General features: G+C 64.4%; 30 protein-coding genes. 18 read left to right on the forward strand and 12 right to left on the reverse strand.

The features are described from left to right. Positions 1 to 17: 17 nt before the first annotated feature. The 5 genes from ctaD (at position 18) to PTE31013_RS02755 (ending at position 3,576) form a co-directional block, all read left to right on the forward strand. The gene (gene ctaD, locus PTE31013_RS02740) at positions 18 to 1,610 is read left to right on the forward strand and encodes a cytochrome c oxidase subunit I (RefSeq protein ID WP_150611276.1); all 1,593 of its coding nucleotides are present in this window, start codon (positions 18 to 20) and stop codon (positions 1,608 to 1,610) included. Between the two features lie 2 nt (positions 1,611 to 1,612). Beyond that, positions 1,613 to 1,732 carry a cytochrome oxidase small assembly protein gene (locus PTE31013_RS24995; protein ID WP_217426212.1) on the forward strand — a complete coding sequence of 40 codons (120 nt, stop codon included), beginning with the start codon at positions 1,613 to 1,615 and terminating at the stop codon, positions 1,730 to 1,732. Between the two features lie 112 nt (positions 1,733 to 1,844). Further along, positions 1,845 to 2,462: a cytochrome c oxidase assembly protein gene (locus PTE31013_RS02745; protein ID WP_150611277.1), complete on the forward strand. Its 618-nt coding sequence runs from the start codon at positions 1,845 to 1,847 to the stop codon at positions 2,460 to 2,462. Beyond that, positions 2,455 to 2,676, forward strand: coding sequence for a DUF2970 domain-containing protein (locus tag PTE31013_RS02750; RefSeq protein ID WP_150611278.1), 222 nt, complete (start codon positions 2,455 to 2,457; stop codon positions 2,674 to 2,676). The genes PTE31013_RS02745 and PTE31013_RS02750 overlap by 8 nt, the downstream gene beginning before the upstream one ends. A gap of 39 nt (positions 2,677 to 2,715) precedes the next feature. Then, on the forward strand, positions 2,716 to 3,576 hold the full coding sequence (locus PTE31013_RS02755; RefSeq protein WP_150611279.1) for a cytochrome c oxidase subunit 3: 861 nt from the start codon (positions 2,716 to 2,718) through the stop codon (positions 3,574 to 3,576). 285 nt (positions 3,577 to 3,861) lie between these two features. Here PTE31013_RS02755 and PTE31013_RS02760 read toward each other — a convergent pair whose 3' ends face one another. Continuing rightward, the gene (locus PTE31013_RS02760; protein ID WP_023597799.1) at positions 3,862 to 4,065 is read right to left on the reverse strand and encodes a twin transmembrane helix small protein; all 204 of its coding nucleotides are present in this window, start codon (positions 4,063 to 4,065) and stop codon (positions 3,862 to 3,864) included. Positions 4,066 to 4,203: 138 nt separating this feature from the next. Here PTE31013_RS02760 and PTE31013_RS02765 point away from each other — a divergent pair, with 138 nt between their 5' ends. The 5 genes from PTE31013_RS02765 (at position 4,204) to PTE31013_RS02785 (ending at position 8,509) form a co-directional block, all read left to right on the forward strand. Beyond that, positions 4,204 to 4,929, forward strand: coding sequence for an SURF1 family protein (locus tag PTE31013_RS02765; RefSeq protein WP_150611580.1), 726 nt, complete (start codon positions 4,204 to 4,206; stop codon positions 4,927 to 4,929). A 7-nt stretch (positions 4,930 to 4,936) separates the two neighbouring features. After that, complete coding sequence (locus tag PTE31013_RS02770) at positions 4,937 to 5,569, forward strand: SCO family protein (protein ID WP_174978408.1); 633 nt, start codon at positions 4,937 to 4,939, stop codon at positions 5,567 to 5,569. A gap of 93 nt (positions 5,570 to 5,662) precedes the next feature. Continuing rightward, entirely contained in the window at positions 5,663 to 6,847 is a 1,185-nt protein-coding gene (locus PTE31013_RS02775) for a COX15/CtaA family protein (protein WP_150611280.1), read from the forward strand. A gap of 18 nt (positions 6,848 to 6,865) precedes the next feature. After that, a complete protein-coding gene (cyoE, locus tag PTE31013_RS02780) occupies positions 6,866 to 7,771 on the forward strand; it encodes a heme o synthase (protein ID WP_150611281.1) in 906 nt (301 codons plus the stop codon). Positions 7,772 to 7,906: 135 nt separating this feature from the next. After that, complete coding sequence (locus PTE31013_RS02785; RefSeq protein ID WP_150611282.1) at positions 7,907 to 8,509, forward strand: SCO family protein; 603 nt, start codon at positions 7,907 to 7,909, stop codon at positions 8,507 to 8,509. Positions 8,510 to 8,633: 124 nt separating this feature from the next. Here the strand turns inward: PTE31013_RS02785 and cydX are convergent, their stop codons facing one another. The 5 genes from cydX to rpoH all read right to left on the reverse strand — a co-directional run bounded on the left by cydX (position 8,634) and on the right by rpoH (position 13,203). After that, positions 8,634 to 8,756 carry a cytochrome bd-I oxidase subunit CydX gene (cydX, locus tag PTE31013_RS02790; RefSeq protein ID WP_150611283.1) on the reverse strand — a complete coding sequence of 41 codons (123 nt, stop codon included), beginning with the start codon at positions 8,754 to 8,756 and terminating at the stop codon, positions 8,634 to 8,636. Between the two features lie 15 nt (positions 8,757 to 8,771). Continuing rightward, positions 8,772 to 9,908 (reverse strand): cytochrome d ubiquinol oxidase subunit II, encoded by a 1,137-nt coding sequence (gene cydB, locus PTE31013_RS02795; protein WP_174978424.1) that lies wholly within the window; start codon positions 9,906 to 9,908, stop codon positions 8,772 to 8,774. A 27-nt stretch (positions 9,909 to 9,935) separates the two neighbouring features. After that, on the reverse strand, positions 9,936 to 11,540 hold the full coding sequence (locus tag PTE31013_RS02800; RefSeq protein ID WP_150611285.1) for a cytochrome ubiquinol oxidase subunit I: 1,605 nt from the start codon (positions 11,538 to 11,540) through the stop codon (positions 9,936 to 9,938). Continuing rightward, positions 11,530 to 11,850, reverse strand: coding sequence for a cytochrome oxidase putative small subunit CydP (gene cydP, locus PTE31013_RS02805; protein WP_150611286.1), 321 nt, complete (start codon positions 11,848 to 11,850; stop codon positions 11,530 to 11,532). Before cydP ends, PTE31013_RS02800 begins: the two co-directional genes overlap by 11 nt. 414 nt (positions 11,851 to 12,264) lie before the next feature. Further along, the gene (gene rpoH, locus PTE31013_RS02810) at positions 12,265 to 13,203 is read right to left on the reverse strand and encodes an RNA polymerase sigma factor RpoH (RefSeq protein WP_150611287.1); all 939 of its coding nucleotides are present in this window, start codon (positions 13,201 to 13,203) and stop codon (positions 12,265 to 12,267) included. A 221-nt stretch (positions 13,204 to 13,424) separates the two neighbouring features. On the opposite strand from rpoH, the gene PTE31013_RS02815 reads away from it, so the two are divergent. Beyond that, positions 13,425 to 13,808 (forward strand): nuclear transport factor 2 family protein, encoded by a 384-nt coding sequence (locus tag PTE31013_RS02815; protein WP_150611288.1) that lies wholly within the window; start codon positions 13,425 to 13,427, stop codon positions 13,806 to 13,808. A gap of 199 nt (positions 13,809 to 14,007) precedes the next feature. On the opposite strand, the gene ybiB is transcribed toward PTE31013_RS02815, so the two are convergent. Continuing rightward, positions 14,008 to 14,961 carry a DNA-binding protein YbiB gene (gene ybiB, locus PTE31013_RS02820; RefSeq protein WP_150611289.1) on the reverse strand — a complete coding sequence of 318 codons (954 nt, stop codon included), beginning with the start codon at positions 14,959 to 14,961 and terminating at the stop codon, positions 14,008 to 14,010. A gap of 198 nt (positions 14,962 to 15,159) precedes the next feature. Here ybiB and maiA point away from each other — a divergent pair, with 198 nt between their 5' ends. Continuing rightward, positions 15,160 to 15,807 (forward strand): maleylacetoacetate isomerase, encoded by a 648-nt coding sequence (maiA, locus tag PTE31013_RS02825; RefSeq protein ID WP_150611290.1) that lies wholly within the window; start codon positions 15,160 to 15,162, stop codon positions 15,805 to 15,807. A gap of 8 nt (positions 15,808 to 15,815) precedes the next feature. Further along, a complete protein-coding gene (locus PTE31013_RS02830) occupies positions 15,816 to 16,442 on the forward strand; it encodes a LysE/ArgO family amino acid transporter (protein ID WP_150611291.1) in 627 nt (208 codons plus the stop codon). A gap of 158 nt (positions 16,443 to 16,600) precedes the next feature. Here the strand turns inward: PTE31013_RS02830 and ftsY are convergent, their stop codons facing one another. After that, positions 16,601 to 18,034 (reverse strand): signal recognition particle-docking protein FtsY, encoded by a 1,434-nt coding sequence (gene ftsY / locus PTE31013_RS02835; RefSeq protein WP_150611292.1) that lies wholly within the window; start codon positions 18,032 to 18,034, stop codon positions 16,601 to 16,603. Between the two features lie 171 nt (positions 18,035 to 18,205). On the opposite strand from ftsY, the gene PTE31013_RS02840 reads away from it, so the two are divergent. Both PTE31013_RS02840 and PTE31013_RS02845 read left to right on the forward strand, forming a co-directional pair. Further along, on the forward strand, positions 18,206 to 19,624 hold the full coding sequence (locus tag PTE31013_RS02840; RefSeq protein ID WP_150611293.1) for a M16 family metallopeptidase: 1,419 nt from the start codon (positions 18,206 to 18,208) through the stop codon (positions 19,622 to 19,624). Positions 19,625 to 19,636: 12 nt separating this feature from the next. Then, a complete protein-coding gene (locus PTE31013_RS02845; protein ID WP_150611294.1) occupies positions 19,637 to 21,094 on the forward strand; it encodes a M16 family metallopeptidase in 1,458 nt (485 codons plus the stop codon). A gap of 132 nt (positions 21,095 to 21,226) precedes the next feature. Here PTE31013_RS02845 and PTE31013_RS02850 read toward each other — a convergent pair whose 3' ends face one another. Next, complete coding sequence (locus tag PTE31013_RS02850; RefSeq protein WP_425495533.1) at positions 21,227 to 22,072, reverse strand: ABC transporter permease; 846 nt, start codon at positions 22,070 to 22,072, stop codon at positions 21,227 to 21,229. 40 nt (positions 22,073 to 22,112) lie between these two features. Then, positions 22,113 to 23,030, reverse strand: a complete 918-nt coding sequence (gene nodI, locus PTE31013_RS02855) for a nodulation factor ABC transporter ATP-binding protein NodI (protein WP_150611295.1) — start codon at positions 23,028 to 23,030, stop codon at positions 22,113 to 22,115. 307 nt (positions 23,031 to 23,337) lie between these two features. Here nodI and rsmD point away from each other — a divergent pair, with 307 nt between their 5' ends. The 3 genes from rsmD (at position 23,338) to PTE31013_RS02870 (ending at position 24,803) form a co-directional block, all read left to right on the forward strand. Beyond that, positions 23,338 to 23,931: a 16S rRNA (guanine(966)-N(2))-methyltransferase RsmD gene (rsmD, locus tag PTE31013_RS02860; RefSeq protein ID WP_150611296.1), complete on the forward strand. Its 594-nt coding sequence runs from the start codon at positions 23,338 to 23,340 to the stop codon at positions 23,929 to 23,931. A 55-nt stretch (positions 23,932 to 23,986) separates the two neighbouring features. Beyond that, positions 23,987 to 24,481, forward strand: a complete 495-nt coding sequence (gene coaD / locus PTE31013_RS02865) for a pantetheine-phosphate adenylyltransferase (protein ID WP_150611297.1) — start codon at positions 23,987 to 23,989, stop codon at positions 24,479 to 24,481. Positions 24,482 to 24,545: 64 nt separating this feature from the next. Continuing rightward, complete coding sequence (locus tag PTE31013_RS02870) at positions 24,546 to 24,803, forward strand: YfhL family 4Fe-4S dicluster ferredoxin (RefSeq protein WP_150611298.1); 258 nt, start codon at positions 24,546 to 24,548, stop codon at positions 24,801 to 24,803. 40 nt (positions 24,804 to 24,843) lie between these two features. Here the strand turns inward: PTE31013_RS02870 and pth are convergent, their stop codons facing one another. Together pth and PTE31013_RS02880 are read right to left on the reverse strand one after the other, a co-directional pair. Further along, positions 24,844 to 25,440: an aminoacyl-tRNA hydrolase gene (gene pth / locus PTE31013_RS02875; protein ID WP_150611299.1), complete on the reverse strand. Its 597-nt coding sequence runs from the start codon at positions 25,438 to 25,440 to the stop codon at positions 24,844 to 24,846. A gap of 123 nt (positions 25,441 to 25,563) precedes the next feature. Further along, entirely contained in the window at positions 25,564 to 26,184 is a 621-nt protein-coding gene (locus tag PTE31013_RS02880) for a 50S ribosomal protein L25/general stress protein Ctc (protein ID WP_150611300.1), read from the reverse strand. Between the last annotated feature and the right edge of the window lie 24 nt (positions 26,185 to 26,208).

A 26,208-nucleotide genomic window follows, 5' to 3' on the forward strand; every position in this document is an offset into this window, starting at 1 on the left:
GAGGAAGGAGATTGGGTATGAGTTCCATCGCTCACGATCACGTGGCGGGTCACGACGATCACGCGCACGACCATCCGCACGGGTGGCGTCGCTGGCTGTTCGCGACGAATCACAAGGACATCGGCACGATGTACATGATCTTCTCGTTCGTCATGCTGCTCTCGGGCGGCGTGATGGCGCTGATGATCCGTACGGAGTTGTTCGAGCCGGGCCTGCAGTTCATTCGCCCGGAGTTCTTCAACCAACTCACCACCATGCACGGGCTGGTGATGATTTTCGGCGCGATCATGCCGGCGTTCGTGGGGTTTGCGAACTGGATGATCCCGCTGCAGATCGGCGCGTCGGACATGGCCTTCGCGCGCATGAACAACTTCAGCTTCTGGCTGCTGCCGGTCGGGGGCCTGTTGCTGATCTCGTCGTTCCTCGTGCCGGGCGGTGCCACGGCAGCCGGCTGGACGATGTACGCGCCGCTGTCGGTGCAGATGGGGCCGGGCCAGGATATGGCGATCTTCGGCGCGCACATTCTCGGCGCGTCGTCGATCATGGGGGCGATCAACATCATCGTCACCATCCTGAACATGCGCGCGCCGGGCATGACGCTCATGAAGATGCCGATGTTCGTGTGGACGTGGCTGATTACCGCCTATCTGCTGATCGCCGTGATGCCGGTGCTCGCCGGCGCGATCACGATGCTGCTCACGGACCGTCACTTCGGTACGTCGTTCTTCAACGCGGCGGGCGGCGGCGATCCGGTGATGTACCAGCACATCTTCTGGTTCTTCGGACACCCCGAGGTGTACATCATGATTCTGCCGGCGTTCGGGATCGTCTCGCAGGTGATTCCGGCGTTCTCGCGCAAGCGGCTGTTCGGCTATAGCTCCATGGTGTACGCCACGGCGTCGATCGCGATCCTGTCGTTCATGGTGTGGGCGCACCACATGTTCGTGACGGGCATGCCGGTCACGGGCCAGCTCTTCTTCATGTACGCCACGATGCTGATCTCGGTGCCGACCGGCGTGAAGGTGTTCAACTGGGTCGCCACGATGTGGAAGGGTTCGCTCACGTTCGAGTCGCCGATGCTCTTCGCCGTCGGCTTCCTGTTCGTGTTCACGATGGGCGGTTTCACCGGCCTGATGCTCTCGATGGCGCCGCTCGATATCCAGATGCACGGCACTTACTACGTGGTGGCGCACTTCCACTACGTGCTCGTGGCCGGTTCGCTCTTCGCGCTCTTCTCGGGATTCTATTACTGGGTGCCAAAGTGGACAGGCCACATGTATAACGAGTGGCGCGGCAAATTCCACTTCTGGGGCACGCTCATCACGTTCAACGTGACGTTCTTCCCGATGCACTTCCTGGGGCTGGCCGGCATGCCGCGTCGTTATGCCGACTACCCGGCGCAGTTCACCGATTTCAACCAGATCGCGACCATCGGGGCGTTTGGCTTCGGCCTGATGCAGGTGTACTTCCTCTTCTTCGTGGCGCTGCCGACGTGGCGCGGCGGCCCGGCCGCCGAAGCGAAGCCCTGGGATGGTGCGGAAGGTCTCGAATGGACGGTACCGAGCCCGGCACCGTTCCATACGTTCGAGACGCCGCCGAAAGTGCATTGATCATGGCCGCCAGTCGCGAGCAGCGAGCGAAGAACCTGCGCACGGGGCTGATCCTGGCCTCGGTCGTGCTGGCCTTCTTCTTCGGGGTGATGATCAAGGTCAAGCTGGTGGGCGGCATCTGATCGGGAGACGTTCCGCCACACTCGTGGGGCACGCGGTCAGGGTGGGAGGCACACGGCAACCGACGGCATCGGAGGATCGACGGCCGTCAAGCGGGGAACCGGCAAGGCAAATATGAGCGGTATGCGACGAATCAATGGGCGTACCTTCAGCAAGTTGCTGCTGATGGTCGCGGTGATGTTCGGTTTCGGCTACGCGATGGTGCCGTTCTACCGGGCATTCTGCAGTCTCGTGGGCATCAACCAACTGGGCGATCGCGCGGCCGAGATCACCGCTCGTAATTCGCAGGTCGACGAAAGCCGTACGATCACCGTCGAATTCGACGCCAATGCGCACGGGCCGTTACGCTTCAAGCCGGCGAAGAGCCGTATGACGGTGCATCCGGGACAGATCTCGACCATCGAATACGAAGTCGCGAATCAGCAAACGCATGAGGTGCGCGCGCAGGCGATCCCGAGCTATGTACCGGCGCTGGCCGCGAGCTACTTCAAGAAGATCGAGTGCTTCTGCTTCACGCAGCAGACACTCAAGGCCGGCGAGGCCAAGGAATACCCGGTGGTGTTCGTGGTGGACACGAAGCTGCCCAAGGATGTGAATACGATTACGCTGTCCTATACTTTTTTTGATCTCGGCAAAAACGACGCCACGCCGCGCGCGGATACCGCAACCGGTGTGCAGGCTGGCGAGTTGAACGCAGGAGCAACCGGAGGAGGCAAGGGCAGTCATGGATGACCTGAAGGAGGCGACCCGGCGCAAGCTGTCATTCGTCCAGACCCTTAAAGCCGTGTTCTGGTCGTTTTTTGGCGTGCGCAAGGGACGTGATCACGACCGCGACATGGCGCAGCTCAACCCTGTGCATCTGATCGTCGCGGGGCTGATCGGGGGCATCCTGTTCGTCGTGGCGCTGGTGTTGCTGGCGAAGCTCGCCATTCGGCTCGCGACGTGAGTGGCATCGATAAAGAGAACCAAGCCTGGAGAGATAAGAATGAGTGGTCAACATCAAACGGCGCCTTACTACTTCGTGCCGGCCCCGTCGCGCCATCCCGTGAGCTGCAGTGTCGGCCTGCTGGTGGTGCTCGGCTCTGCGGCCGGGTGGGTCAATGGACAACCGTGGGCCCCGTGGACGGCGCTCGCGGGCCTGCTGTGGGTGCTGTGGGTGCTGCGTAGCTGGTTCGGCGACTCGATCGCCGAGTCCGAGGGCGGCCTGTACAGCAAGCGCATCGACGGGTCCTACCGCTGGGGCATGAGCTGGTTCATCTTCTCCGAGGTGATGTTCTTCGCGGCGTTCTTCGGCGCGCTTTTCTACGCCCGCACGCTGGCGATGCCGTGGCTCGGCGATCTCGACAACAAGCTCCTCTGGCCGGATTTCAGCGCCGTGTGGCCAAACGCCGGTCCGGCAGGTGTCGTGGACGCCTTCGAGACGATGGGCCCGTGGCCGATCCCGACGCTCAACACGGCACTGCTGCTGACCTCGGGCGTCACGCTGACGATCTCGCACCACGCCCTGCGCGCCAACCACCGCGCAACTGCGATTTTCTGGCTGTTCGCCACGGTGGTGTTGGGCTTCACCTTCCTGGGCTTCCAGGCGTACGAATATCACCATGCCTATACCGAGCTGAACCTGAAGCTGACCTCCGGCGTGTATGGCTCGACCTTCTTCCTGCTCACCGGCTTTCACGGCTTTCACGTGATGTTGGGCGCGATCATGCTGACCGTCATGATGGTTCGGCTGATGAAAGGGCACTTCACCCCGGAGCATCACTTCGGCTTCGAAGGCGCCGCGTGGTACTGGCACTTCGTCGACGTGGTCTGGCTGGGACTGTACGTCGTGGTCTACTGGCTCTGACGCCGACACCGGTACGCGTATCGGAAACGCCGCCGATACCGGCGGCGTTTCCATTTGCAGCGGCAGAAGCGAGGCAGGGGGGCGAGCGCCCGATGAGAACCTTCAGCGATCGGCGGCCGGACACGCGGGAGCGCGAAGCGGATAGGCGGGCAATGCGGCCTTATGTCGCAGGACGGTCCCCGGGCTGCAAGCCATGACGCTGCGCGACGATCGGTCGCATGACGAGGATCGGACCCGGAGGGGGGATGGGGTGCGGCGATTTGCCGCAGCGAAGCGGCGCGGGACTCAGTATCGTATGCCCGTGCTGTGAATCCATCCCATCCAGTTGGCGAACAGGATGAGCAGGAACAGCGTCACCGACAGGCCGACGCGCACCATGAGCGAATGCACGGTGCGGTTCGATCGGCCCTTGTCCCGCATCATGAAAAACAATGCGGACGCCAGACTGCCGAGAATCAGGACGAAGGCGATGGCAACGATAATGCGCATGATGTGTCCGATGACGTTGATGCGTCATTATCGGGCAACGCACACGCGCTGACACGCTGCAATGCAGTGTGTCCGGCCGCATGCCTCCATCGCGCTGCCAAACAAGGAATGGACGTGTTGAAAACCCTTTTACGCGGCATGCGTCCCGTGCCGGCCCTGCTGATACTGTTGGCGGTGATACTCACCGCAGCGCTTGGCGTTTGGCAGTATCAGCGCGCGCAGATGCGCCTGACACGCCAGGCGCAGATCGAGCACGCCGAACGGGCGCCGGTGCTCGCGCTCGGCGCACGGGCCTACACGCTGAGCGACGTGGCTAACCGGCGCGTGCGCGTCACGGGCCGGTTCCTGCAAAATCGCGTGGTGTACCTGGACAATCGTCCCCGCAACGAACTACCCGGCTTTTACGTGGTGATGGCGTTGCAGATCACGCCGGATCAGGTGGTGCTCGTGAACCGCGGGTGGCTGCCGCGCGACTTGCGCGACCGCACGTCGATCATGCCGTACGCGACCCCTGCCGGTGACATCACCATCGAGGGCCTGGCGCAGCCCGATCCGTCACGCGCCTTCGAATTGGGGAAAGGCGGCTCTGCGCCGGGGCTGGTCATTCGGCAGAATCTCGACGTGGCGGATTACGCGCGCGAGACGGCGCTGCCGCTGCAACCGTTCGTCATCATGCAGACGAACGACACGGGCGATCATCTGCTGCGCGACTGGCCCGCGCCAGCGAGCGGGGCGGATCGCAACTATGGTTATATGGCGCAGTGGGCCGCCATGTCGCTGATTCTGGCGCTGCTGGGCTTGCGTCTGGCGTATCGACGCGGACGCCGCCTGACGACGGTCCCCGACAACTTCAAACGGGCATGAGGCGAGCATGAGCACAGACGTGAATCCCGGACGCCCCGGCAGCCCCGCCATCGACCCCGCGCAGCGGCGCCGCGCGCGGCGCATGCTGGTGTTGCTGTTCGTGGTGTGCGCGGCGCCCGCGGTGGCAGCGTACCTGATGTATTACGTGTTCAAACCGCAGGGTGGCACGTCGGCCTACGGCAAACTGATCGAGCCGCAGCGCCCGCTGCCCGCGCTGATGGTGCGCGACGACGAGACGGGGCAGACGCTGCCGCTGTCGTCGCTCAAAGGCAAGTGGCTGATGATCAGCGCGGACACGGCCGCTTGCGACGAGAATTGCGTGAGCAAACTCTTCTACATGCGGCAGATTCGCGTGTTGCAGGGCAATGAACGGACGCGCGTGGACACGCTCTGGCTGGTGACGGATGCCGCCGCCGTGCCGGGGAAAGTCGACAATGCCTATCCGGACACACGCCGCCTGCGCGCCGATCCGGCCGCACTGGCCGCCTGGCTGCCCACGCAGGATGGCACCCATGTGAGCGACCACATCTACCTGGTCGACCCGCTGGGCAACCTGATGATGGCGTTCCCGAAGCACGCCGATCCGAGCAAGATCAAAAGCGATCTGTCTCGCCTGCTCAAGTGGTCGGGGACGGGTTGAGGGATGGCGGGGCGCGCCCCGGCAACCGCGGCAACCGCAACGAGACCGCGTGCGATCGCGCACCGGACATGACGACGACCTGACGTAAAACCGATGCTTTACCTTCTGGAACTGGGCTTTATCGGCCTGTGTATCGCGGTGCTGCCGCTGGGCTGGGTGCTGTTGCGCCGCGACGCGAACAAGTACCGCAAACTGGCCTGGGTGACGACCTTTCTCACGCTCGACCTGATCATGTTCGGCGGCTTCACGCGGCTGACGGATTCGGGGCTCGGGTGCCCCGACTGGCCGGGCTGCTACGGCACGTCGTCGCCGTTCGCCGCGCACGCCGACATTCATGCCGCGCAGTTGCTGCTGCCGACCGGCCCAGTGACGTTCGTCAAGGCGTGGATCGAGATGGTGCACCGCTACTTCGCCATGGCCGTGGGCGTGCTCATCATTGCGCTGATGGTGACGGCCTGGGTCAAGCGGCGCGAGTTGAAGCAGTCGCCGTGGCTCGCCACGTGGCTGTTCGTGCTCGTCTGCGTTCAGGGCGCATTCGGCGCCTGGACCGTCACCATGAAGCTCCAGCCGGTGATCGTATCCACGCACCTGATGTTGGCGCTCACATTGTTGGGCTCGCTCGTGTGGCTGGCGTCGCGCCAGATGCCGCTCGCGAGCGTGGCGGCCGACCCGGGGGCCCTGCGCTGGCGCTGGGCGGCGCTCATCGGACTGGGGCTGCTGGTGTTCCAGATTGCGCTCGGCGGTTGGGTGAGCACCAACTACGCGGTGCTTGCCTGTACCGACTTCCCGACGTGCCAGGGGCAGTGGGTGCCACCGATGGACTTCCATAACGGCTTCAGGCTCTGGCGTGCGCTGGGGAAAACGGCCGGTGGGGAGGTGATTCCGATGGACGCGCTCGTCGCGATCCATTGGGTGCACCGGACGTTCGCGATCGTGGTGGTGGCGTACCTGGCCTGGCTGGCGAGCCGGTTGCGACGCCATGCCGCGCTCAGAAGGCCGTCGACGCTGGTGCTGGTGCTGGTGCTCGTGCAATTCGCGACGGGATTGTCGAACATCGTTTTCCAGTGGCCGCTGCTCAATGCCATCGCCCACAACGGCGGGGCGGCGATCCTGCTGCTATTGCTCGTTATGTTAAACTACCGCATTCGCGCCGGCACAATGGCGCCCGTTGCGGCCGCCCTGAGCGATCAGGCAGATCTTGCGGCCCGCCAGACGTCTCTCCCAGCAGCGCAGCCGGCTGCCGCACCACTCGCCGGCGCCCCGACTGGCTCGGCGTAGCGCATTGCCTCTGAGTGTATGAAAAGCACGACCCTTCCCCATCCGCCTGCAAGCCGTATCGCGCAATACTGGGCATTGACCAAGCCCCGTGTGACGCAGCTCGCCGTCTTCTGTGCCGTGATCGGCATGTTCCTGTCCACGCGCGGCATGGTGCCGTGGCAAGTGCTGATCGGCGGCACCATCGGTATCTGGCTGCTGGCCGGATCCGCTTTCGCCGTGAATTGCCTGATCGAGCAACGCGTCGACGCATTGATGCGCCGTACGGCGTGGCGTCCGTCCGCCCGCGGCGAGATCGCGCCGTGGCAGATCATCGTCTTCTCGACGATCCTCGGCGCGGCCGGCATGGCGGTGCTCTATACGTTTACCAATGCGCTGACGATGTGGCTCACGCTGGCCACGTTCGTCGGCTATGCGCTGATCTATACGATCATCCTCAAGCCGTCCACGCCGCAAAACATCGTGATCGGCGGCGCGTCGGGGGCCATGCCACCGGCGCTCGGCTGGGCCGCGGCCACCGGCGCCGTACCGGCCGACGCGTGGATCCTGGTGCTCATCATCTTCGTCTGGACGCCGCCGCATTTCTGGGCGCTCGCGCTCTACCGCCGGCAGGATTACGTGAATTCGGGGTTGCCCATGCTGCCGATCACGCACGGCGAAAAGTACACGCGCCTGCAGATCCTGCTGTACAGCGTGGTGCTGTTCGCGGTGTCCCTGCTGCCGTTCGCGCATCGCATGAGCGGCTACGTGTACCTGGTTTCGGCGGTCGTGCTCTCGGGCATCTTCCTCGGCTACGCGATCAAGCTGTGGCGCCACTATTCCGATGCGCTCTCGCGGTCGATGTTCCGCTATTCGATCATCTACCTGTCGTTGCTGTTCGCCGCGCTGCTGGTCGATCATTACGTCCAGATCTTCCTGCTGGGCTGAGACGCTGTTGCCGTCGCGGGTGCGTGGCCCGCGGTTGTCCGAGCCACGATGACAGGCGCGTTACGGTAGTTCTGGCCGGCGCGCCTGTTGTCTTTGCGCGAGGCGTTTTTTCCTCCGTTTTGGGATCGTTCGTTCATGAATCTGGCTGTCATCTGGTTGCGTCGCGCGATGTTGCTGATGGGACTTACCGTGCTCCTCGCCGCGTGCGGCAAAGACGGCCCGACGTTCCAGAGCCTCGATATCACCGGCAACAAGGCGTTCGCGAAGGATTTCTCGTTGCAGGATCCGCAGGGCAAGACGCGTACCCTTGCCGACTACAAGGGCAAGGCGGTGGTGATGTTCTTCGGCTATACGCATTGTCCTGACGTCTGCCCGACCACGATGGCGCAGCTCAACCAGGTCATGCAGAAGCTCGGCCCCGATGCGCAACGCGTGCAGGTCATCTTCGTGACCGTCGATCCACAGCGCGATACGCCGGAACTGATGAGCCAGTACGTGCCCGCCTTCAACCCGTCGTTCGTGGGCCTGCGTCCGGCCGACGACGCGGCGCTCAAGGCCCTCACCCAATCGTTCCGCGTGGTGGTGAACAAGGTGGAGGGCTCCACGCCGACCAACTACACCATCGACCACACCGCCGGCATCTATGTTTTCGACCCGAGCGGCCAGTTGCGCCTTTTCATGCGCCCCGACGAGTCGGTCGATGCGATGGCCAAGGATTTGCAGACGCTGCTGAGCTGAGTACGCCTCGCGCGTGGCAGCGGCCTGCGCAGCGAGGCTTGCCGGTCGCCGCGAAGGACATAAAAAATCGCGCCCCGAGGGGCGCGATTTTCATTTCGACTTGCATTGACCCGACGCGGTGCGCTCAGGTGCCGCTGCCTTCCTGATTGCGGCGTTCGAGGTCGTCATGCGCTTCGAACCACATCACATTGATGATGCCGAACGCGAGCGCGAGGCCAAGGCCGAGAATCCAAGAGAAGTACCACATGTCGTGACTCCTTGTTCAGTACATCGTGTGCGGGTTGTCGTTGACCGTCTCGATTGTCACGCGCCCGCGGATCACGCGATACACCCAGGCGGTGTAGAGCAGGACGATGGGCAGAAAGACGACCACGGCGATGAGCATGATTTGCAGCGTGAGCTGACTCGAGGTGGCGTCCCAGATCGTCAGGCTATTGCCGGGGGCCGTGGCCGAGGGCATCACGAACGGGAACATCGAGAAGCCGGCGGTGAGAATGATGCCGGCCATCATCAGCCCGGTGACGACGAACGTCCACGCATAGGCCCGGCTGGTCGCCAGCAGGGCCGCGAGCAGCGCGCACAGACTGGCAACGACCGGTGCCGCGATCATCCACGGATAGGTCTGATAGTTCGTGAGCCAGAGGCCGGGGCCAGTCATGACCTGCTTGAGCAGCGGATTGGCGGGCGAGTCGGTCGCGGGCATCTTCGTGATCGCGAAGCCGTCGACGTGCGTGGCAACGAGCACACCCGCCACGAGGAACAGCAGCAGCGTGCCCAGCGCGGTGAGGCGCATGATGCGTCCGGCGCGCTCGGCCACGATCGGATCGGCCTTCATGCGCAGATGGGCCGCGCCGTGCGTGAGCAGCATCATCAGGCTTACCAGTCCGCACAGCAGCGCGAACGGGTTGAGCAGCGCCCAGAACGAGCCGGTGTACGTCGAGCGCATGGTGTCGTCGAATGAGAACGGCAGGCCGAGCAGCAGGTTACCGAACGCCACGCCGAACACCAGCGACGGCACCACACTGCCGGCGAACAGCGCCCAGTCCCACGCGTTGCGCCAGCGTGCGCTCGGCAGCTTGTTGCGGTAGTCGAAGCCGACCGGGCGCAGGAACAAGGCGAAGAGCACGAGCAACAGCGCCCAGTACAAGCCTGAGAACGCGGCCGCATAGACGAGCGGCCACGCGGCGAACATCGCGCCGCCCGCCGTGACGAACCAGACCTGGTTCCCTTCCCAGGTCGGCGCGACGGTATTGATGATGACGCGGCGCTCGGCGTCGGTTTTTCCCAGGAAGGGCAGCAGCGTGGCCGTGCCCATGTCGAAGCCGTCGAAGAAGGCGAAGCCGATCAGCAGTACGCCGATGAGCACCCACCAGACCAGCTTGAGTACGGTGTAATCGATCATCATGATGTGGTGTCTCCCTGACGATCAGACCGACGCCGCCGGACGCTTGCCAGCGATGGCCGCGTCGTCGGTCCCTTCGGTCTCGAAGTGGTAGCGGCCGGTGTGCAGCGACGACGGGCCGAGCTTGACGTACTTCACCATCAGGAACATTTCGATGATGAGCAACGCGGTATAGAAGACGATGAAACCCGCGAGGCTCAAGTACAGGTCGGTTGCCGAGAGCGACGAGACCGAGAGGTGCGTCGGCAGGACGCCCGCGATGGTCCACGGTTGACGACCCATCTCGGCAACGATCCACCCGAATTCGATGGCGATCCACGGCAGCGGAATCGCCCACACCGTCCACCGCAGGAACCACGCCGAGCGCGGTTTGAGCAAGCGACGGCGCGCGCACAGCCAGAACGCCCAAAGGAACGTGAAAAGGAACAGGAAGCCCAGGGCAACCATGACGCGGAACGACCAGAACACGGGCGCGACCCGCGGAATCGTGTCGTTGGCCGCCTGCAGGATCTGCTCAGGCGTGGCATCGAGAACATTCGGCGTGTACTTCTTGAGCAGCAGGCCGTAGCCGAGATCGTCCTTGTATTTGTCGAACTCGGCGCGCACGGCCGGCGATGTGTCGCCGCCGCGCAGCTTTTCGAGCGCGGCGAAGGCGAGCATGCCGCGCCGGATGTTCTCCTTGTGCTCGTCGCGCAATTGCATGAGACCGATCACCGGCGTATCGATCGAGCGCGTGGCGATCAGGCCCATCGCCCAGGGAATCTTCACCGCGAAGTCGGTGCGCGCTTCCTTCTGGTTCGGGAAGCCGAACAGCGTGAACGATGCAGGCGGCTTGGCCGTCTCCCATTCCGCTTCGATGGCGGCGAGCTTGACCTTCTGCACTTCGCCCGTGGTGTAGCCCGATTCGTCGCCCAGCACGATGACCGACAGCGTCGAGGCCAGGCCGAAGCCGGCGGCGACGGCGAAGGAGCGCAGCGCGAACGGCACGTCACGGCGTTTGAGCAGATACCAGGCGGAGATGCCGAGCACGAACATGGCGGCGGTTACATAGCCGGCCGAAAGCGTGTGCACGAACTTCACCTGGGCGACCGGGTTGAAGATCACGTCCCAGATGCTGGTCAGCTCCATGCGCATGGTCTCGTAGTTGAAATGCGCGCCGACGGGATTGTTCATCCAGCCGTTGGCCACGAGAATCCACAACGCCGACAGGTTCGAGCCCAGTGCCACCGCGAATGTGGTGGCAAGGTGACCGATGCGCGAGAGCTTGTTCCAGCCGAAGAAGAACAGGCCGACGAACGTGGCTTCGAGGAAGAAGGCCATCAGGCCTTCGATCGCGAGCGGCACGCCGAAGATGTCGCCGACGTAGTGCGAGTAGTAAGCCCAGTTGGTGCCGAACTGGAATTCGAGCGTGAGACCGGTGGTCACGCCCATCGCGAAGTTGATCAGGAAGAGCTTGCCCCAGAACTGGGTCATGTCCTTGTAGACCGGCTTGCCGGTCATCACGTAGACCGACTCCATGATCACAAGCAGCCATGACAGGCCCAGGGTGAGCGGGACAAACAGGAAGTGATACAGCGCCGTTATGGCGAATTGCAAGCGCGAGAGGTCAACGACTTCGCTACTGATCATGGCGGACACCTTGACTTTGGGTGGGGGATGGCGCTTCGACGGCTTGCGGCCCGATCAGGGCGCGCGCCACGACATCCGGCGGCAATTGCATGTGCTTGGCCATCGGCGCGTCGAAGAACGCCTGCTTCAAGATGAAAAGGAGTGCTACCTTGATCGCGAGGACGATCAGGATTTCGAACATGAAGCGGGAAGGTCGGTTGCGCCAGCGCCTGGTCGCCCAGGCGGGAAAGGCGGCGATGGCCGGACGCGACGCCGCGAGAGGCGCGGCCGTGGCGGGAGGCTTCAGACTGCTAGGAGAGTGGGTGTCCATCCGTGACGGCTCCTGGCGTCGAAAGTCGTTGTGTTGGAAAACGAGTCGACTTCCGGCGCATTTTGCCCTATCGCTTGAAAATGTCAAACCGCGGCGCGGGGGCGGATGACGCGCAGGTGACGCCAGTTCGATGTGGATTCGTCGTCAGGGAAGATGGCCGACGGGAAGCGGATTCGAGACAAGGGTCCGGCGCAGCGAACGGCCCCCGGGCCGTCCTTCGCACGTAGCACGACCACGTACCAGCCAATTTTATCGACCGGTCTTCGTGGCGACCTTGCGATGCATCAAATTCAGCGCAAATGACCCGTGACCTTTCGAAGTCCAAGAAAAAACCCCGTGGGACTCACGGGGTTTCGGTGTCGGCCATCTCGTGTGGCAATGTGTCGCATTGCCGTCGAGGATTGGCTCGATGGGTTACGCGAAGGCTTGCAGCGCGCCCTTCATCTTCTTCATCGCGGCGACTTCAATTTGACGGATGCGCTCGGCAGACACGCCGAATTCGTCTGCCAGTTCGTGCAGCGTGGCACCGCCGCTGCCGTCGTCGGCCACCGACAGCCAGCGCGCTTCGATGATGCGGCGGCTGCGTGCGTCGAGACGGCCGAGTGCCGTTTGCAGGCCGTCGCTTTGCAGGTGATCGCGCTCGCGTGCGGCGATCACGGCGGTCGGCTCCTGGTGCGTATCGGCCAAGTACGCGATGGGGGCGAAGCTTGCGCCGTCGCTGTCGTCGCTGTGACCTTCGAGGGCGATATCACCGCCCGACATGCGCGTTTCCATCTCGAGGACGTCTTCGCGCTTGACGTTCAGATCGCGGGCGACCTTTTCGATCTCGTCGGGCGTGAACGCCTGCAGGCCCTGCTTCTGGCTGCGCAGGTTGAAGAACAGCTTGCGCTGGGCCTTGGTCGTCGCGACCTTGACCGTGCGCCAGTTGCGCAGCACATATTCGTGGATCTCGGCCTTGATCCAGTGCATGGCGTACGACACCAGGCGCACCCCCTGGGTCGGGTCGAAGCGCTTGACGGCTTTCATCAGGCCGATGTTGCCTTCCTGGATCAGGTCGGCGTGCGGCAGACCGTAGCCGAGGTAGTTGCGCGCGATCGACACCACCAGACGCAGGTGCGAGAGCACCAACTGACGGGCGGCTTCCAGATCATCGCTCTCACGCAGGCGCTTGGCGAGCGACTGCTCTTCCTCGGCGCTCAGCAGCGGAATACGATGGACAGCCTGAATATAGCTTTCGATATTGCCCAGACTGCCCGGCAGCATCAACGCCGACGGGGCAAGCGCAAGGGCACGCGAAGTCGGCGCCGTGCCGTTGGCCGGCGTCGTCGGATGCAAAGTGGCGGCAGTACTCAAGTGGCAGACTCCTGGTTAGCCTCTGGGAATGCATTTTAGCACTCTCTTCAGATGAGTGCTAAAGGCGTTAGAACCCTTGCCGGGCGGGAAGTTTCCGCTGTCTCGGGGTTTTCCAGCACCCCCCGTAAAACGGAGGAAGTCACTGGCGCAAACGTCGCGCGGATGGTGTAAATTGCAACCCAAGCCGCGAGCGTTTGGGGCGACGACGACGGGAGGACGACATGGCGGGAAAGCACATTGACGCGGTACGCGAACGCGAATCGGCGCGCTTTGACGCGATGGTCGAGGGGGACGTCGAACAACTCGACGCCCTCCTGGCCGACGGCCTCCATTACGTGCATTCGAACGGCAAACGCGAAACCAAACGCGAATTCCTCGACGCGCTCACCACGGGCCGCCGCCGTTACCTGGACATCGATATCCGGGCACAGGAACTGCGCCAGTTCGGCGACACCGTGGTAGTCACCGGCAAGCTCAAGGTGGAACTGGAAACCGCCACCGGGTCGCTTGAATCGCAAATGGCCTATACGGCTGTGCACGTGCTCGAGGCTGACGAATGGCACCTCATCTCGTGGCAGGCGACCCGCATGGCCTCGACCGACTGACGCGCCCGTATGTCGTCCGGCTGACCTGACCGGCCACGCTCGCGTCTGGCACTCGCTTGACGCGGTCCCCAAATACGTCATTCGACATATTATGGGATGAAATGTTCCGAAAAATTATACGAATTCTCGGTTGCGAGGAGAGCGGCGACATTCGGGCGAATGTCACGCGAATGCGGGCCGATAACGCTGGCTGCCTCGATCAGACGCGTCCCAGTGCCTGGCGAATGACCTCGACCTGCCGGGCGATCGGCGCGGGCACGGCAACGTGGCCGGCAAGCACGGCTTCGATCCACTGCGCGGTTGCCGGCGCGTCAGCGGCGGGGAGTATCGGCGGCGTGCCCATCGCCCCCTCTTCCGCGGCTTGCCATAGCTGGTAGGCCCCGTTCGAGAAGCCGTCGATGGCGGCCTGGCGGCGGGCATCCGCGACCGGCTCGCCTTCCGTGCCGCGAGCGAGCAGCACACCCGGCGCCGGACTGCTGCCCGCATCGGCAAACATCTCGCTGAGCGTCTCCCGATATTCCGGGTGTGTGTAATTCACGAGCCGCAACGCCGGGCCGGCAAACGGCTGCAACAATTTCACCACCGTATGGCCTGAATTGCGCACCCCCAGCGCCGCACGCATCTCCAGGAGTCGCTCCAGCGCGGGGGAAAGCGCTGCGATCGGCAGGTAGGCGACACGACGCGTGCGCAATGCCGCCTCGGCGTCGGCCGCCGATTGGCAGGCGCCGTGGCCCAGCGCGGCAAAGATCGCCTGGGAGCCCACGCGGTTCGCGCCACTGTGATGCTGGCCATGCACGAGCACCGGAATGCCTTCGCGGGCGAGCAGCAGCGCAAGCAGTGGCGTGAGATTCGGTTGCTTGCGCGCCCCGTTGTAACTGGGCAGCAGCACCGGCGGCGGCGCATCGGCGGGGGCGACGAGCGGTGTGAACGTCGCGTGCGCGGCGTCGAGCATCGCACGCAGTTCGACCGGCGTCTCCCCCTTGATACGGTAGGCGATCAGGACCCCACCCAACTCCGCCGGGGCCACGCGGTCCGCAAGGATGGCATCGAACAGGGTGCGGGTCTCGTCGGCGTTGAGTGCCCGCGCGCCCTTCGCCCCGCGGGCGATGATTTTGAGCAGCGGTGCACAGGCAAAGGGGGCAGCAGAGGTCATGACGCGTCGGTGTTGAGAGTCGCGGAGGCGATGCAGGTGACGGCAAGCCGCCGCGATCCTGCTGCCGGATACCTGTCCATCATACGCAATCAGGTGTCCTCGGGGCCAGCGCTTGAAGTACCATTTCGTGTTCGGATGTGGCGCCTGGGGATTGACGCAGGCCCCGCACCTTCCCAAATTCCGCTTCTGAGGTCAGCCATGTCCACGCTGTACAGCTATTTCCGCAGTTCCGCCGCGTATCGCGTGCGGATCGCCCTGAATTTGAAGGGCCTCGATTACGAGACCGTGCCGGTGCATTTGGTGCGTGATGGTGGCGAGCAGCGCAAACCGGCGTACCGTGCGCTCAACGTCAACGGATTGGTGCCGACGTTCGTCGACGGCGGCGTGAACCTTCATCAGTCGCTGGCCATCATCGAGTATCTCGAGGAGATGCATCCGACGCCCGCGCTCTTGCCGGCCGATCCGATGGCGCGCGCCCAGGTACGCGCGCTCGCGCTCGACATCGCCGCCGACATTCATCCGATCGACAACCTGCGTGTTCTGCGTTACCTCAAGCACGACCTCGGTGTAACCGACGCGCAGAAGGACGCGTGGTACGTCCACTGGGTGGTGGAGGGGTTCACATCCTTGGAAGCCAGGCTGGCGGCGCAGTCATCGCAAGGCAAGTTCGCTGTTGGCGACACCCCGACGCTCGTGGACTGCTGCCTCGTGCCGCAAGTCTACAACGCCAACCGATTCAAGGTGGACATGACACCGTTTCCGCGCATCGCCGCCGTCAACGCGCACTGCCTGACACTCGACGCCTTCCGTCGCGCTGCGCCCGAGGCGCAACCTGACGCCGAGTAAGCTGCACAATGGTCGATCCGGCGTTCTGGCGGGGCATGGCGCTTGGCGCCAGCCTCATCATGGCCATTGGCGCGCAGAACGCGTTTGTGCTGCGCCAAGGCATTCTTCGACGCCATGTCGGCGTGGTCGTGGCCGTCTGCGCGGCCTGCGACATCATGCTGATTGGGGCGGGGGTGGCCGGCATGGGCAGCTTGATCGCCGCCTATCCTCGCTTCCTGACGGCGGTGACGTGGGGCGGCGCGGCGTTCCTGTTCTGGTATGGCCTGCGCGCGTGGCGTGCCGCGTTGCGCGGTGCGGGGACCCTGCAGGCCGACGGCAGCCGCGCGGCCACGCAGGACATGCGCTGGCAACGTGCGTTCGTGCTCGCCCTGATGCTCTCGATACTCAATCCCCATGTCTATCTGGACACGGTGATTTTGCTCGGTGGCATCGGCGCGCGTGAGGCGTCGCCCGGGAACGCCTGGTTCGCTGCCGGTGCAATGACCGCCTCCGTCTTGTGGTTCTCCGTGCTCGGCTATGGCGCGCGGTTGCTCGCACCGTTGTTTGCGCGCGCGCGTGCCTGGCAGATCCTCGATGGCATCGTCGGCTTGATGATGTGGGCGCTCTGCGCAGGACTCGTCGCACAGCAGAGGTAAGGCGTTGGTCCCTGGTCGCGCCGACGCGTGCCACCTGAATAGCCAACGGCCCGTCACGTCAGGTGAGCGGGCCGTTGGCGTTGTCGCCGGCGTTCCTGAGCGTGACGCGTGACGTGTGACGTGTGACGCGCTTGGCCGGGTTAGCCGATTTGGCGGATCTAGCCGAGCAGGGCGTCGGCGAATTCGCGCGCCGAGAACGGTTGCAGATCCTCGACCTTTTCGCCCACGCCGATGAAGTACACCGGCACTGGGCGCTGGCGCGCAATCGCGGCGAGAATGCCGCCCTTGGCCGTGCCGTCGAGTTTCGTCACGATGAGCCCGGTGAGCTGCAGCGCGTCGTCGAACGCCTTGACTTGCGTGAGCGCGTTTTGTCCCGTATTGGCGTCGATCACGAGCAGCACTTCATGCGGCGCGCCCTCGGCGGCTTTGCCGAGCACGCGCCGGATCTTCTTCAGCTCTTCCATCAGATGCAATTGCGTGGGCAAGCGGCCCGCGGTGTCGGCCATCACGATGTCGATCTTGCGCGCGCGCGCGGCATTCACGGCATCGAACACGACGGCGGCCGGATCCCCGTTTTCCTGCGAGACGACGGCAACGTTGTTGCGCTCGCCCCAGATCGCGAGTTGTTCGCGTGCCGCCGCGCGGAAGGTGTCGCCGGCGGCAAGCAGCACTGACTGGCCGTAGTGCTGGAAGTGTTTGGCCAGCTTGCCGATGCTGGTCGTCTTGCCTGCGCCGTTCACGCCCGCGATCATCACGACCAACGGGGCCTCGCGACCCAGCACCAGGCTTTGCTCCAGCGGCTGGAGCAATTCCACCAGCAGATCGTGCAGCGCGCGTTTGACCTGCTCGCCTTCGGTCAGCCGTTCGGCCTTGACCTTCTTGCGCAGGGCACCGATCAGGAAAGCGGTGGCTTCCACGCCGGCGTCGCTCATCAGCAAGGCGTCTTCCAGTTCCTCGAACAGGTTGTCGTCGACCTTCACGCCGATGAAGATGCCCGTGAGGCCGGCGCTCGTCTTCGACAGTCCCGCCTTCAGGCGCGTGATCCAGGAACGCTTGGCCGCCGGTGCCGGGGCGGGCGCAGCGACGATCTCGCCGATGGCGTCGCCATGTGCGTCCTTGACGACGACGGCGGGCGGGGGCGGGGCGGCCGGTTCGACGGATTCGCTCGGTTCGACGGATTCGGCCGCCTCAACTCGCTCGACCCGCTCGGGCGCGATTTGCGGCGCCAGCGTCGGCGCGGACTGCGCAGGCACGTCGAGCGTTGGGATATTCCCCGTCGCCGGCTCAGATGGCACCGCATTTTCGACCGGGCTGACAGCCGGGTGCAGGGCGTCTACCGGTGCGGCGGGGGCTGGTTCGGAAGCGGACGCGATCGCCGGCGTGACCGGTTGCGGCGGACTCGCGGGGGCGGGCGCCGCGGGCTGAACCGGTGCGATTTCGGCCGCCGCGGCAGCGCTTTCGACCGGCAAGCCCGGCGATTCGGGCGCTTCCGGCGATTGGGCCGACTCGGCGTCGGGCGATTCGGTCGATGCGGGACCCGTCTCGGCGGCCTTGTTGCCGCCCGACTTGAAGCGCTTGAAGAAACTGAACATGGGGTGAAGAACTCGACGTGGGCGCACGCGGTTGGCGTGCGTCTGTGATTTGTCTTGCCATTCGCGTCACACAAAACGCCCTACAATGGGCGGGTCGTGGTTTCCGACGCGGGAAATGCGACGTATTTTATCAGACGCGAATCGACGTCCACGACGGGCGAAAGGGAATCCATGACAGGAACCATGCGCTGGCGACATGCCTTGGCCGGACTCATCCTGGCCGGTGTGACGTGCCTGAGCCACGCGGCCGACACGACCGGCAGCAAAACGACGGATAACACTTCGGAATTCACGCTATCGAACGGGCTGCGGTTGATCGTGCGCGAAGATCACCGGGCGCCGACGGTGGCCCATGTGGTCTGGTACCGCGCTGGCTCGCTCGACGAATTCAATGGCACGACAGGCGTGGCCCACGCGCTCGAACACATGATGTTCAAGGGCACGAAGACCGTCGGGCCCGGCCAGTTCTCACGCCAGGTTGCCGCGCTGGGTGGCCGCGAGAATGCGTTCACCAGCAAGGACTACACGGGGTACTTCGAGCAGACGGAGAAGTCGCGCCTGCCGGAGATGATGCGTCTCGAGGCCGACCGCATGGCCAATCTCACGCTCTCCGGCGACGAGTTTGCGAAAGAGATCCAGGTGGTCATGGAGGAGCGCCGACTTCGCACGGAGGACCAGCCGCGCGCATTGCTCTACGAACAATTGATGGCCTCGGCGCTCGTCGCCAATCCGTATCGTCGTCCGATCGTCGGCTGGATGGACGATCTTCAGCACATGACGGTCCAGGACGCGCGCGACTGGTACGCGCGCTGGTATGCGCCGAACAATGCCGTGGTGGTCGTGAGCGGCGACGTCGATCCGGCGCAGGTCCGGCAACTCGCCGAGACGTATTACGGCCCGCTCAAGCCACATGTGTTGCCTGAGCGGCGCCCGCAGAACGAGCCCGCGCAACAGGGCGTGCGCCGGGTGTTCGTGAGAGCGCCGGCCGAGAATCCGCACGTGATGCTCGCGTGGCGCGCACCGCGTCTGACCGACGTCGAGAAGGATGATGACGTTTATGCACTGCAAGTGCTCGCCGCCGTGCTCGACGGCTACGGCAATGCGCGTCTGACGAGTCGTCTCGTGCGCGAGCAACGCATCGCGAACGATGTCGGCGCAAACTACGACGGCGTGGGCCGCGGCCCGCAGTTCTTCCTCCTGGACGGTACCCCCGCACAGGGCAAGACGCCGGAGCAGATCGAGAAGGCGCTTCGCGCGCAGGTCGCCGACATTGCGGCGCATGGCGTGACCGCGGCGGAACTCGGGCGCGTGAAGGCGCAGGCCGTTGCCTCACAGATATACAAGCGCGACTCGGTGTTCGGGCAGGCGATGGAAATCGGTCTGAACGAAATGTCGGGCATCTCGTGGCGGCAGATCGATCGCATGCTCGAAAAGGTGAAGGCGGTCACGCCGGCGCAAGTGCAGGCGGTGGCCGGCAAGTACTTCGGTGACGCATCCTTGACCGTGGCGACGCTGGTGCCGCAGCCCATCGACGAAGCGACACGCAAGCGCCGCGCCCAAGGGGCGGAAGACCTGAAGAACATGCGCTGAGAGGGCCACACGATGATGAAAATTTCCGCACTGTTGCGTGCGTTTGCCGTGCCTGCGCGCGCGGGCTTCACGGCAGCCGCAGGTGCCGTTGCTGTAGGCGTCGTGGGCGTTGTTGTCGCCGCCACGCCGCTGACCGCTCGCGCTGCGCTGCCGATTCAAAGCTGGGTGGCGCCGTCGGGCGCCAGGGTGATGTTCGTCGAGAGCCGTTCGATCCCGATGATCGACCTGAACATCGATTTCGATGCCGGCAGCCGCTATGACCCGCCCGGTAAGTCGGGGCTGGCGATGCTCACGGCGGGCTTGCTTGACGCGGGCGCGACCGCGGCAGCGGGGCGTCCCGCGCTGACCGAGGCGCAGATCGCCGATCGGTTTGCGGATGTGGGCGCGATGGAAGCGACAAGCGCCGGACGCGATGCGGCGACCGTCACCCTGCGCACCTTGTCTTCGGCGACCGAGCGCGATGCCGCGGTCGGTACGATGGCGCAGTTTCTTCAACACCCCACGTTCCCCGAGGCGGTGCTCAAGCGCGAAGCGGCGCGTCTGTCGTCGGCGATTGCCGAATCCGATACGAAGCCCGAAGCGATTGCCGAGAAGGCGTTTCGCCGCGCGATCTATGGCAGCCATCCGTATGGCGTCAGCCCGACGGTGGCCAGTGTGAGCGCCGTGAAGCGCGACGATCTGGTGCGCTTCTACCGCGACATGTACAGCCCGAAGCGGGCGGTCGTCACGATCGTCGGCGATATCGATCGTGCGCAGGCCGAGAAACTCGTGGCCACGCTGATCGATGCCATGCCGGCGGGGGTGGCACCTCCGGCGATGCCTCCGGTGGCGTCGTTGCGCAGCGCCGTGCAGATCGATCTGCCGCACCCGGCCGAACAGGCGCATATCGTGACAGGACAGGCGTCGTTGGCGCGCAGCGATCCCGATTACTTTCCGTTGCTCGTTGGGAACTACGTCCTGGGTGGCGGTGGCTTCGTGTCTCGCTTGACGGCGGAAGTGCGCGAGAAGCGTGGCCTGACGTACGGTGTGTCGAGTGGTTTCATGCCGCAGTTGCAGCAAGGGCCCTTCGAGATCAGTTTGCAGACGCGTCGCGAGCAGGCGCCGGAAGCGCTCAAGGTCGTGCGCGACACGCTCTCCGGATTCGTGCAGGATGGGCCGACCGACGCGGAGATGCAGGCTGCCAAGGCCAACCTGACCAATGGCTTCCCGCTGCGACTGGACAGTAACCGCAAGCTGCTGGCGAACGTGGCCGCGATCGGCTTCTATCACCTGCCGCTGGACTACCTCGACACGTGGACTCGCAACGTCGAAGCCGTGACGGCCGCGCAGGTGAAGGAGGCCTTCGCACGTCACGTGACGCCGGACCGGCTCGTCACCGTGGTCGTGGGCCCGAGCGGCGTGTTCGGCACGGCAAGCAGGGGCGCGGCGGCACCCAACGACAAGCCGGCGGTCGCCACGCAAGGGAAGTGATCGTCGCATCGTCGTATGGCCGCATCGTCGCGTGACCGTGTGCGACGAACGCCATCCGACAGACGGCACCGGTGTTTTCCGGTGCCGTTTTTCCTTGTCTTCGTTGTGCGGACAGTGGCGGCCGGCGTAGCGTTACCGAAGGATGCGCCTGCGCAGCAGCACAAGTGCCACGGCGAACCCGGCGACCGCGTAGACCGCGAGCGCGCCCGCGTGCAGCCAGGGCAGGTCAATGGGGCGTCCGAGCATGGCCGGACGAATCAAGGCCACGGCGTGGGCCAGGGGTAGCCACTCCGTCACGTGACGGGCGGCCGCCGGCAGTTGCGCCAAGGGGAAGAACACGCCCGAGAGCAGCAGCATCGGTGTCATCACCAGCGTCTGGTAGAACATGAAGAAGTCATAGCTTGGCGCTAACGCCGTCGTCACCATGGCCAGACTCGCAAAGGCGAGTCCCGCGAGCAGGATCACCGGCAGTACGATCGGCAGGCTGTCGATGCGCGCGTAGCCAAGCACGCTGGCCACCAGCAGGATGGCGAGGCCTGAGAGCACAGACTTGCTGGCCGCCCAGACGACTTCACCAAGCACTACGTCGCCCAGGGTGAGCGGCGTGTGCATGAGGGCTTCCCACGTGCGCTGAACATGCATGCGCGAGAAGCCCGAGTACATCGACTCGAAGCTCGCGGAGAACATCACGCTGGAGCCGACGGTGCCCGCGGCGAGGAATGCGATGTACGAGGTGCCGTCGACCTCGCCGACCATCATGCCCAGGCCGAACCCCAGCCCGAAGAGGTAGATCATCGGGTCGGCCAGATTGCCGAACAACGACGCGATGGCGAGCTTGCGCCAGACGAGGAAATTGCGTCGCCAGACGCCCATCCACGCCGAGATGCCGGGGAGATAGCGAGGTGCGTCGGGACGCGGTCCATGGGGGGCGTCGGTGCGACGCGATCGCGTCGTCGACAAGGCGGTACTGTCGGGCATGCGGGGTGGGTCGGGCATGTCGGCGGTGCGACGATCGCGCTCATTCATCTCGCATCTCCCGTCCGGTCAGCTTGAGGAAGACGTCCTCCAGGTTGGCACGCCGATGCAGATAGCGAACACCGGGCTGATCTTGCAGTGCGGCGACAACCGGACCGGCGTCACGCATGTAGCAGAAGTGGGTCTCGCCGCTCGTCTCGATGCGCTCGGTCAACGGGGCCAGTCGAGCGAGCAGCGCTTGCGGCACGTCGCCGAATACCTCCACGACGTCGCAGCCGATTTCACGGGCGACGAGTTCGGGCGGCGTGCCCTCGGCGATTTTGCGGCCGGCGTCGATCACGCACAGGCGATGACACAGGCGTTCGGCTTCTTCCATGAAGTGTGTCGTCAGCAGAATCGTCTTGCCCTCGTTCATCAGTGACTTGAGCCGTTCCCAGATCAGATGCCGTGCTTGCGGGTCGAGGCCCGTGGTGGGCTCGTCAAGTAGCAGCACGTCGGGATTGTTGATGAGGGCGCGGGCAAGCGTGAGGCGTCGTTTCATGCCGCCCGAGAGCTGGCCGACGCGGGCATCCGCCCTGGACTCCAGTCGCGCGAACGCGAGCAGGGCTGGCACGCGTTCCCGGATGTCGGCGGAGGAGAGTCCGAAATAGCGCCCGAAGACCGCGAGGTTCTCGCGCACGGTGAAGTCGGGGTCGAGGTTGTCGAATTGCGGCACGACACCGACGCGGCGTCGCGCTTGCGGCGCCTGTCTCGGGACGGGCAGGCCACCGAGCCGAATGTCACCGCTGTCGGGCGTGACCAGGCCCAGCAACATGCGCAGCGTGGTGGTCTTGCCGGCCCCGTTGGGCCCCAGCAAGCCGAAACACTCACCCGGCGCGACGCGCAGTGAGAGGTGATCGACCACGGGACGGCCGTCATAGGCCTTGCACAGCTCAGTTACCTCGATGGCGGCTTCGGTCATGGCGAATCGGGCGGTCTCCTGTTGTCTCCTGCCTGGCAGCCGGGCGCGTCGTCGTTACGTACGGCACCTGCGCCGAGACGAACACCGGCCGGTCGGGATCGACGCATTACCGCGTTTGAGGTGCACTCTCGTGGCGTCATCGTATGCCTCGATGGGGCAGGTCTCGCGGGCGATGTGGTATGTTTCGCCTCAACAATGTAGCGTGAATTGTCATGAATTTGGATGCCTGGCGTGCGCAGCTGCGCGCGCAAACTCATTTTTGCATCGGCGACGGTGTATCCGGCAAGGCTGTGCCGCGGGGAACGCCATGAAGTCGGGTCCTGGAAATGTGGCGCGTGGCGCGCCGCAGCAGGTGCGCATCATTGGCGGTCAGTGGAAGCGCACGCCGCTGCCGGTGCCGCCGGGCGACGGCCTGCGGCCCACACCCGACCGTGTGCGGGAGACGCTCTTCAATTGGCTCGGTCAGGATCTCGGCGGCATGCAATGCCTTGATGCGTTCGCGGGCAGCGGTGCGCTCGGATTCGAGGCCGCGTCGCGTGGCGCCGCCAGGGTGCTGATGGTCGAGCACGCCGCGCGGGCCGTTCGGCAACTGAGAGCCAATCAGGCCAAGCTCGGGGCCAGCCAGATCGAGATCGTGCAGGCCGATGCCAGACGCCTGATAACCACACTCTCACCTGGGGCTTTCGATGTGGTGTTTCTCGATCCGCCGTTTGCGAGTGGCTGGTTGAACGACTTGCTGGCGCCTGCCGCCCGTCTGCTCGCCCCTGGCGGGGTGATCTACGCCGAATCGGACATCGCGCTGGAGGACGAGGCGCTGGCGGCGCTCGGCCTCGTGTGCGCGCGCCGGGCGAAAGCCGGGGCCGTGCATTATCATTTGCTTGAATCGATTCAGAAAACCTAGAGACCACAATGAACAAGTACGTAGCATGGGTCCCCAGCCGCGAGGAGACGTTGGCATGGTAGTGGCGATTTATCCGGGGACGTTCGACCCGTTGACCCGAGGACACGAAGATCTGGTCCGCCGTGCGGCCGGGATCTTCGACACGCTCGTCGTCGGCGTGGCGGACAGCCGCAACAAGAAGCCGTTCTTCACGCTGGAAGAGCGCATCGACATCGCACGTGAAGTGCTGGGTCATTATCCGAACGTCAGCGTGGAAGGGTTTTCCGGGCTGCTCAAGGACTTCGTGCGCAAGCACCAGGCCCGCGTGATCGTGCGTGGTCTGCGTGCCGTGTCCGACTTCGAGTACGAGTTCCAGATGGCCGGGATGAACCGCTATCTGTTACCCGATGTGGAAACGATGTTCATGACGCCGTCCGACCAGTACCAGTTCATCTCGGGCACGATCGTGCGCGAGATCGCACAGCTGGGCGGCGACGTCAGCAAGTTTGTGTTTCCTTCCGTCGAAAAATGGCTGATGACGAAAGTCGGTAGCCTGCCGACGAACGGATGAGTATCGTGCACGCCGGTCCGGTCCTTGCGGCTGGCCGGCGTTCCGATACGGCTGGAGGTGCCGTATGGCCTTGATGATTACCGATGAATGCATCAATTGCGACGTGTGCGAGCCGGAGTGCCCGAACGACGCGATTTCGATGGGGGTCGAGATCTACGAGATCGATCCGAACAAGTGCACCGAGTGTGTGGGGCACTTCGATGAACCGCAGTGTGTGCAGGTGTGTCCGGTGGAGTGCATTCCCCTGAACCCTGAGTACGTCGAGACGCCTGAGCAACTGCTCGAGAAGTACACCCACCTGCAAGCGGCGAAGACCGTCTGAGCGGCGCGCCGGCCGCGTATTGCGCGGGGCGCGACGTCGCTTACTTTCCTGGCGTGGCGTGCAGACGCATCATCGCCTTTTCCATCTCGCCTTTGACGACCTGATCGACGATGTCGAGCGAGCGCGACATCGCGTCGTCGATCTGCGCCTGCTCTTCCTTGCGCGGCGGCTTGAGCACGAAGTCCACGACCTGCTGCTGGCTGCCCGTCGGCTGGAGCGTGCGCGGGTGGCCGATGCCCAGGCGCAAACGCCAGAACTCGGGCGTCGTCAGATGCGCGGCAATATCCTTCAGACCGTTGTGACCGCCGCTGCCGCCGCCACGTTTGAGTTTCACGGTGCCGGGCAGCAGATCGAGTTCGTCGTGCACGACGAGGATTTCATCCGGCAGGATCTTGTAGAAGCGTGCGAGCGCCACGACCGACTGCCCCGAGCGGTTCATGAAGGTCTGCGGCTCGAGCAGCCAGACTTCGTGCCCGGCAAGGCGCGTGCGTGCCGCAAAGCCGTGGAAGTTCTTCTGGCTCGTGAGCGACGCCCCGCATTGCTGCGCCAGGGCGTCGACGAACCAGAAGCCGGCGTTGTGACGCGTCGCTGTGTATTCGGCGCCCGGATTGCCGAGCCCTACGATCAGCTTGATCATTTCGGTATCACGATCTGGGCGCGCACCGTATCGGCATGCGCGCCGCCATAAAAAAACCCGCCGGACATGATGTCGCGGCGGGTCTTGCGTCCAGCGTCGCCGCTGAAGGCTAACGCGCGGGCCTTAGGCGGCCGGCGTTGCGCCTTCGGCAGCCGGGGCAGCCGCTTCGTCAGCCGCCGCACCTGCCGGTTGGACAGCTTGCGCGACCACCGGGTTTTCTTGCTCGACGTGCAGCGTGAGCGCCACGCCGGCGGGCAGCTTGACGTCCTTCGCGTGCACCGTCTTGCCAGCTTCCAGCGTCGACAGGTCGACTTCCAGGAATTCCGGCAGCTTGCCCGGCAGGCAGCTCACGTCCAGTTCGTTCACGGTGTGGCTGATCACGTTCGAAGCGAGCTTCACGGCCGGGGCGTTATCAGCGCCCAGGAAGTGCAGGGGGACCTTCACGTGGATCGGCTTGTTCGGATCGACACGTTGGAAATCCACGTGCAGCACCAGTTGCTTGAACGGGTGGTACTGCACATCGCGCAGCAGCACTTGTTCGGTCGTGCCGGCCACTTCCAGCTCGAGGATCGACGCGTGGAACGCTTCCTTGCGCAGGGCGTGCCACAGCGCGTTGTGATCGAGTTCGATCATCTTCGGATCAACGTTTCCACCGTACACGATGCCCGTGGTCTTACCGGCATTGCGCAGGCGGCGGCTCGCACCCGTACCTTGCAGATTACGCTCAAAAGCGACGACTTTCATAACAACTCCTTGGACTGCCCGCGA

It is taken from the genome of Pandoraea terrigena (genome assembly GCF_902459705.1).
GTDB lineage: Bacteria > Pseudomonadota > Gammaproteobacteria > Burkholderiales > Burkholderiaceae > Pandoraea > Pandoraea terrigena.

What these genes read in the sequence shown, in the direction of transcription:
- ctaD (WP_150611276.1), top strand. Translation starts at nt 18, where the DNA reads ATGAGTTCCATCGCTCACGATCACGTGGCGGGTCACGACGATCACGCG.
- PTE31013_RS24995 (WP_217426212.1), top strand. Translation starts at nt 1,613, where the DNA reads ATGGCCGCCAGTCGCGAGCAGCGAGCGAAGAACCTGCGCACGGGGCTG.
- PTE31013_RS02745 (WP_150611277.1), top strand. Translation starts at nt 1,845, where the DNA reads ATGAGCGGTATGCGACGAATCAATGGGCGTACCTTCAGCAAGTTGCTG.
- PTE31013_RS02750 (WP_150611278.1), top strand. Translation starts at nt 2,455, where the DNA reads ATGGATGACCTGAAGGAGGCGACCCGGCGCAAGCTGTCATTCGTCCAG.
- PTE31013_RS02755 (WP_150611279.1), top strand. Translation starts at nt 2,716, where the DNA reads ATGAGTGGTCAACATCAAACGGCGCCTTACTACTTCGTGCCGGCCCCG.
- PTE31013_RS02760 (WP_023597799.1), bottom strand. Translation starts at nt 4,065, where the DNA reads ATGCGCATTATCGTTGCCATCGCCTTCGTCCTGATTCTCGGCAGTCTG.
- PTE31013_RS02765 (WP_150611580.1), top strand. Translation starts at nt 4,204, where the DNA reads ATGCGTCCCGTGCCGGCCCTGCTGATACTGTTGGCGGTGATACTCACC.
- PTE31013_RS02770 (WP_174978408.1), top strand. Translation starts at nt 4,937, where the DNA reads ATGAGCACAGACGTGAATCCCGGACGCCCCGGCAGCCCCGCCATCGAC.
- PTE31013_RS02775 (WP_150611280.1), top strand. Translation starts at nt 5,663, where the DNA reads ATGCTTTACCTTCTGGAACTGGGCTTTATCGGCCTGTGTATCGCGGTG.
- cyoE (WP_150611281.1), top strand. Translation starts at nt 6,866, where the DNA reads ATGAAAAGCACGACCCTTCCCCATCCGCCTGCAAGCCGTATCGCGCAA.
- PTE31013_RS02785 (WP_150611282.1), top strand. Translation starts at nt 7,907, where the DNA reads ATGAATCTGGCTGTCATCTGGTTGCGTCGCGCGATGTTGCTGATGGGA.
- cydX (WP_150611283.1), bottom strand. Translation starts at nt 8,756, where the DNA reads ATGTGGTACTTCTCTTGGATTCTCGGCCTTGGCCTCGCGCTCGCGTTC.
- PTE31013_RS02800 (WP_150611285.1), bottom strand. Translation starts at nt 11,540, where the DNA reads ATGATCAGTAGCGAAGTCGTTGACCTCTCGCGCTTGCAATTCGCCATA.
- cydP (WP_150611286.1), bottom strand. Translation starts at nt 11,850, where the DNA reads ATGGACACCCACTCTCCTAGCAGTCTGAAGCCTCCCGCCACGGCCGCG.
- PTE31013_RS02815 (WP_150611288.1), top strand. Translation starts at nt 13,425, where the DNA reads ATGGCGGGAAAGCACATTGACGCGGTACGCGAACGCGAATCGGCGCGC.
- ybiB (WP_150611289.1), bottom strand. Translation starts at nt 14,961, where the DNA reads ATGACCTCTGCTGCCCCCTTTGCCTGTGCACCGCTGCTCAAAATCATC.
- maiA (WP_150611290.1), top strand. Translation starts at nt 15,160, where the DNA reads ATGTCCACGCTGTACAGCTATTTCCGCAGTTCCGCCGCGTATCGCGTG.
- PTE31013_RS02830 (WP_150611291.1), top strand. Translation starts at nt 15,816, where the DNA reads ATGGTCGATCCGGCGTTCTGGCGGGGCATGGCGCTTGGCGCCAGCCTC.
- ftsY (WP_150611292.1), bottom strand. Translation starts at nt 18,034, where the DNA reads ATGTTCAGTTTCTTCAAGCGCTTCAAGTCGGGCGGCAACAAGGCCGCC.
- PTE31013_RS02840 (WP_150611293.1), top strand. Translation starts at nt 18,206, where the DNA reads ATGACAGGAACCATGCGCTGGCGACATGCCTTGGCCGGACTCATCCTG.
- PTE31013_RS02845 (WP_150611294.1), top strand. Translation starts at nt 19,637, where the DNA reads ATGATGAAAATTTCCGCACTGTTGCGTGCGTTTGCCGTGCCTGCGCGC.
- PTE31013_RS02850 (WP_425495533.1), bottom strand. Translation starts at nt 22,072, where the DNA reads ATGCCCGACAGTACCGCCTTGTCGACGACGCGATCGCGTCGCACCGAC.
- nodI (WP_150611295.1), bottom strand. Translation starts at nt 23,030, where the DNA reads ATGACCGAAGCCGCCATCGAGGTAACTGAGCTGTGCAAGGCCTATGAC.
- rsmD (WP_150611296.1), top strand. Translation starts at nt 23,338, where the DNA reads ATGAAGTCGGGTCCTGGAAATGTGGCGCGTGGCGCGCCGCAGCAGGTG.
- coaD (WP_150611297.1), top strand. Translation starts at nt 23,987, where the DNA reads ATGGTAGTGGCGATTTATCCGGGGACGTTCGACCCGTTGACCCGAGGA.
- PTE31013_RS02870 (WP_150611298.1), top strand. Translation starts at nt 24,546, where the DNA reads ATGGCCTTGATGATTACCGATGAATGCATCAATTGCGACGTGTGCGAG.
- pth (WP_150611299.1), bottom strand. Translation starts at nt 25,440, where the DNA reads ATGATCAAGCTGATCGTAGGGCTCGGCAATCCGGGCGCCGAATACACA.
- PTE31013_RS02880 (WP_150611300.1), bottom strand. Translation starts at nt 26,184, where the DNA reads ATGAAAGTCGTCGCTTTTGAGCGTAATCTGCAAGGTACGGGTGCGAGC.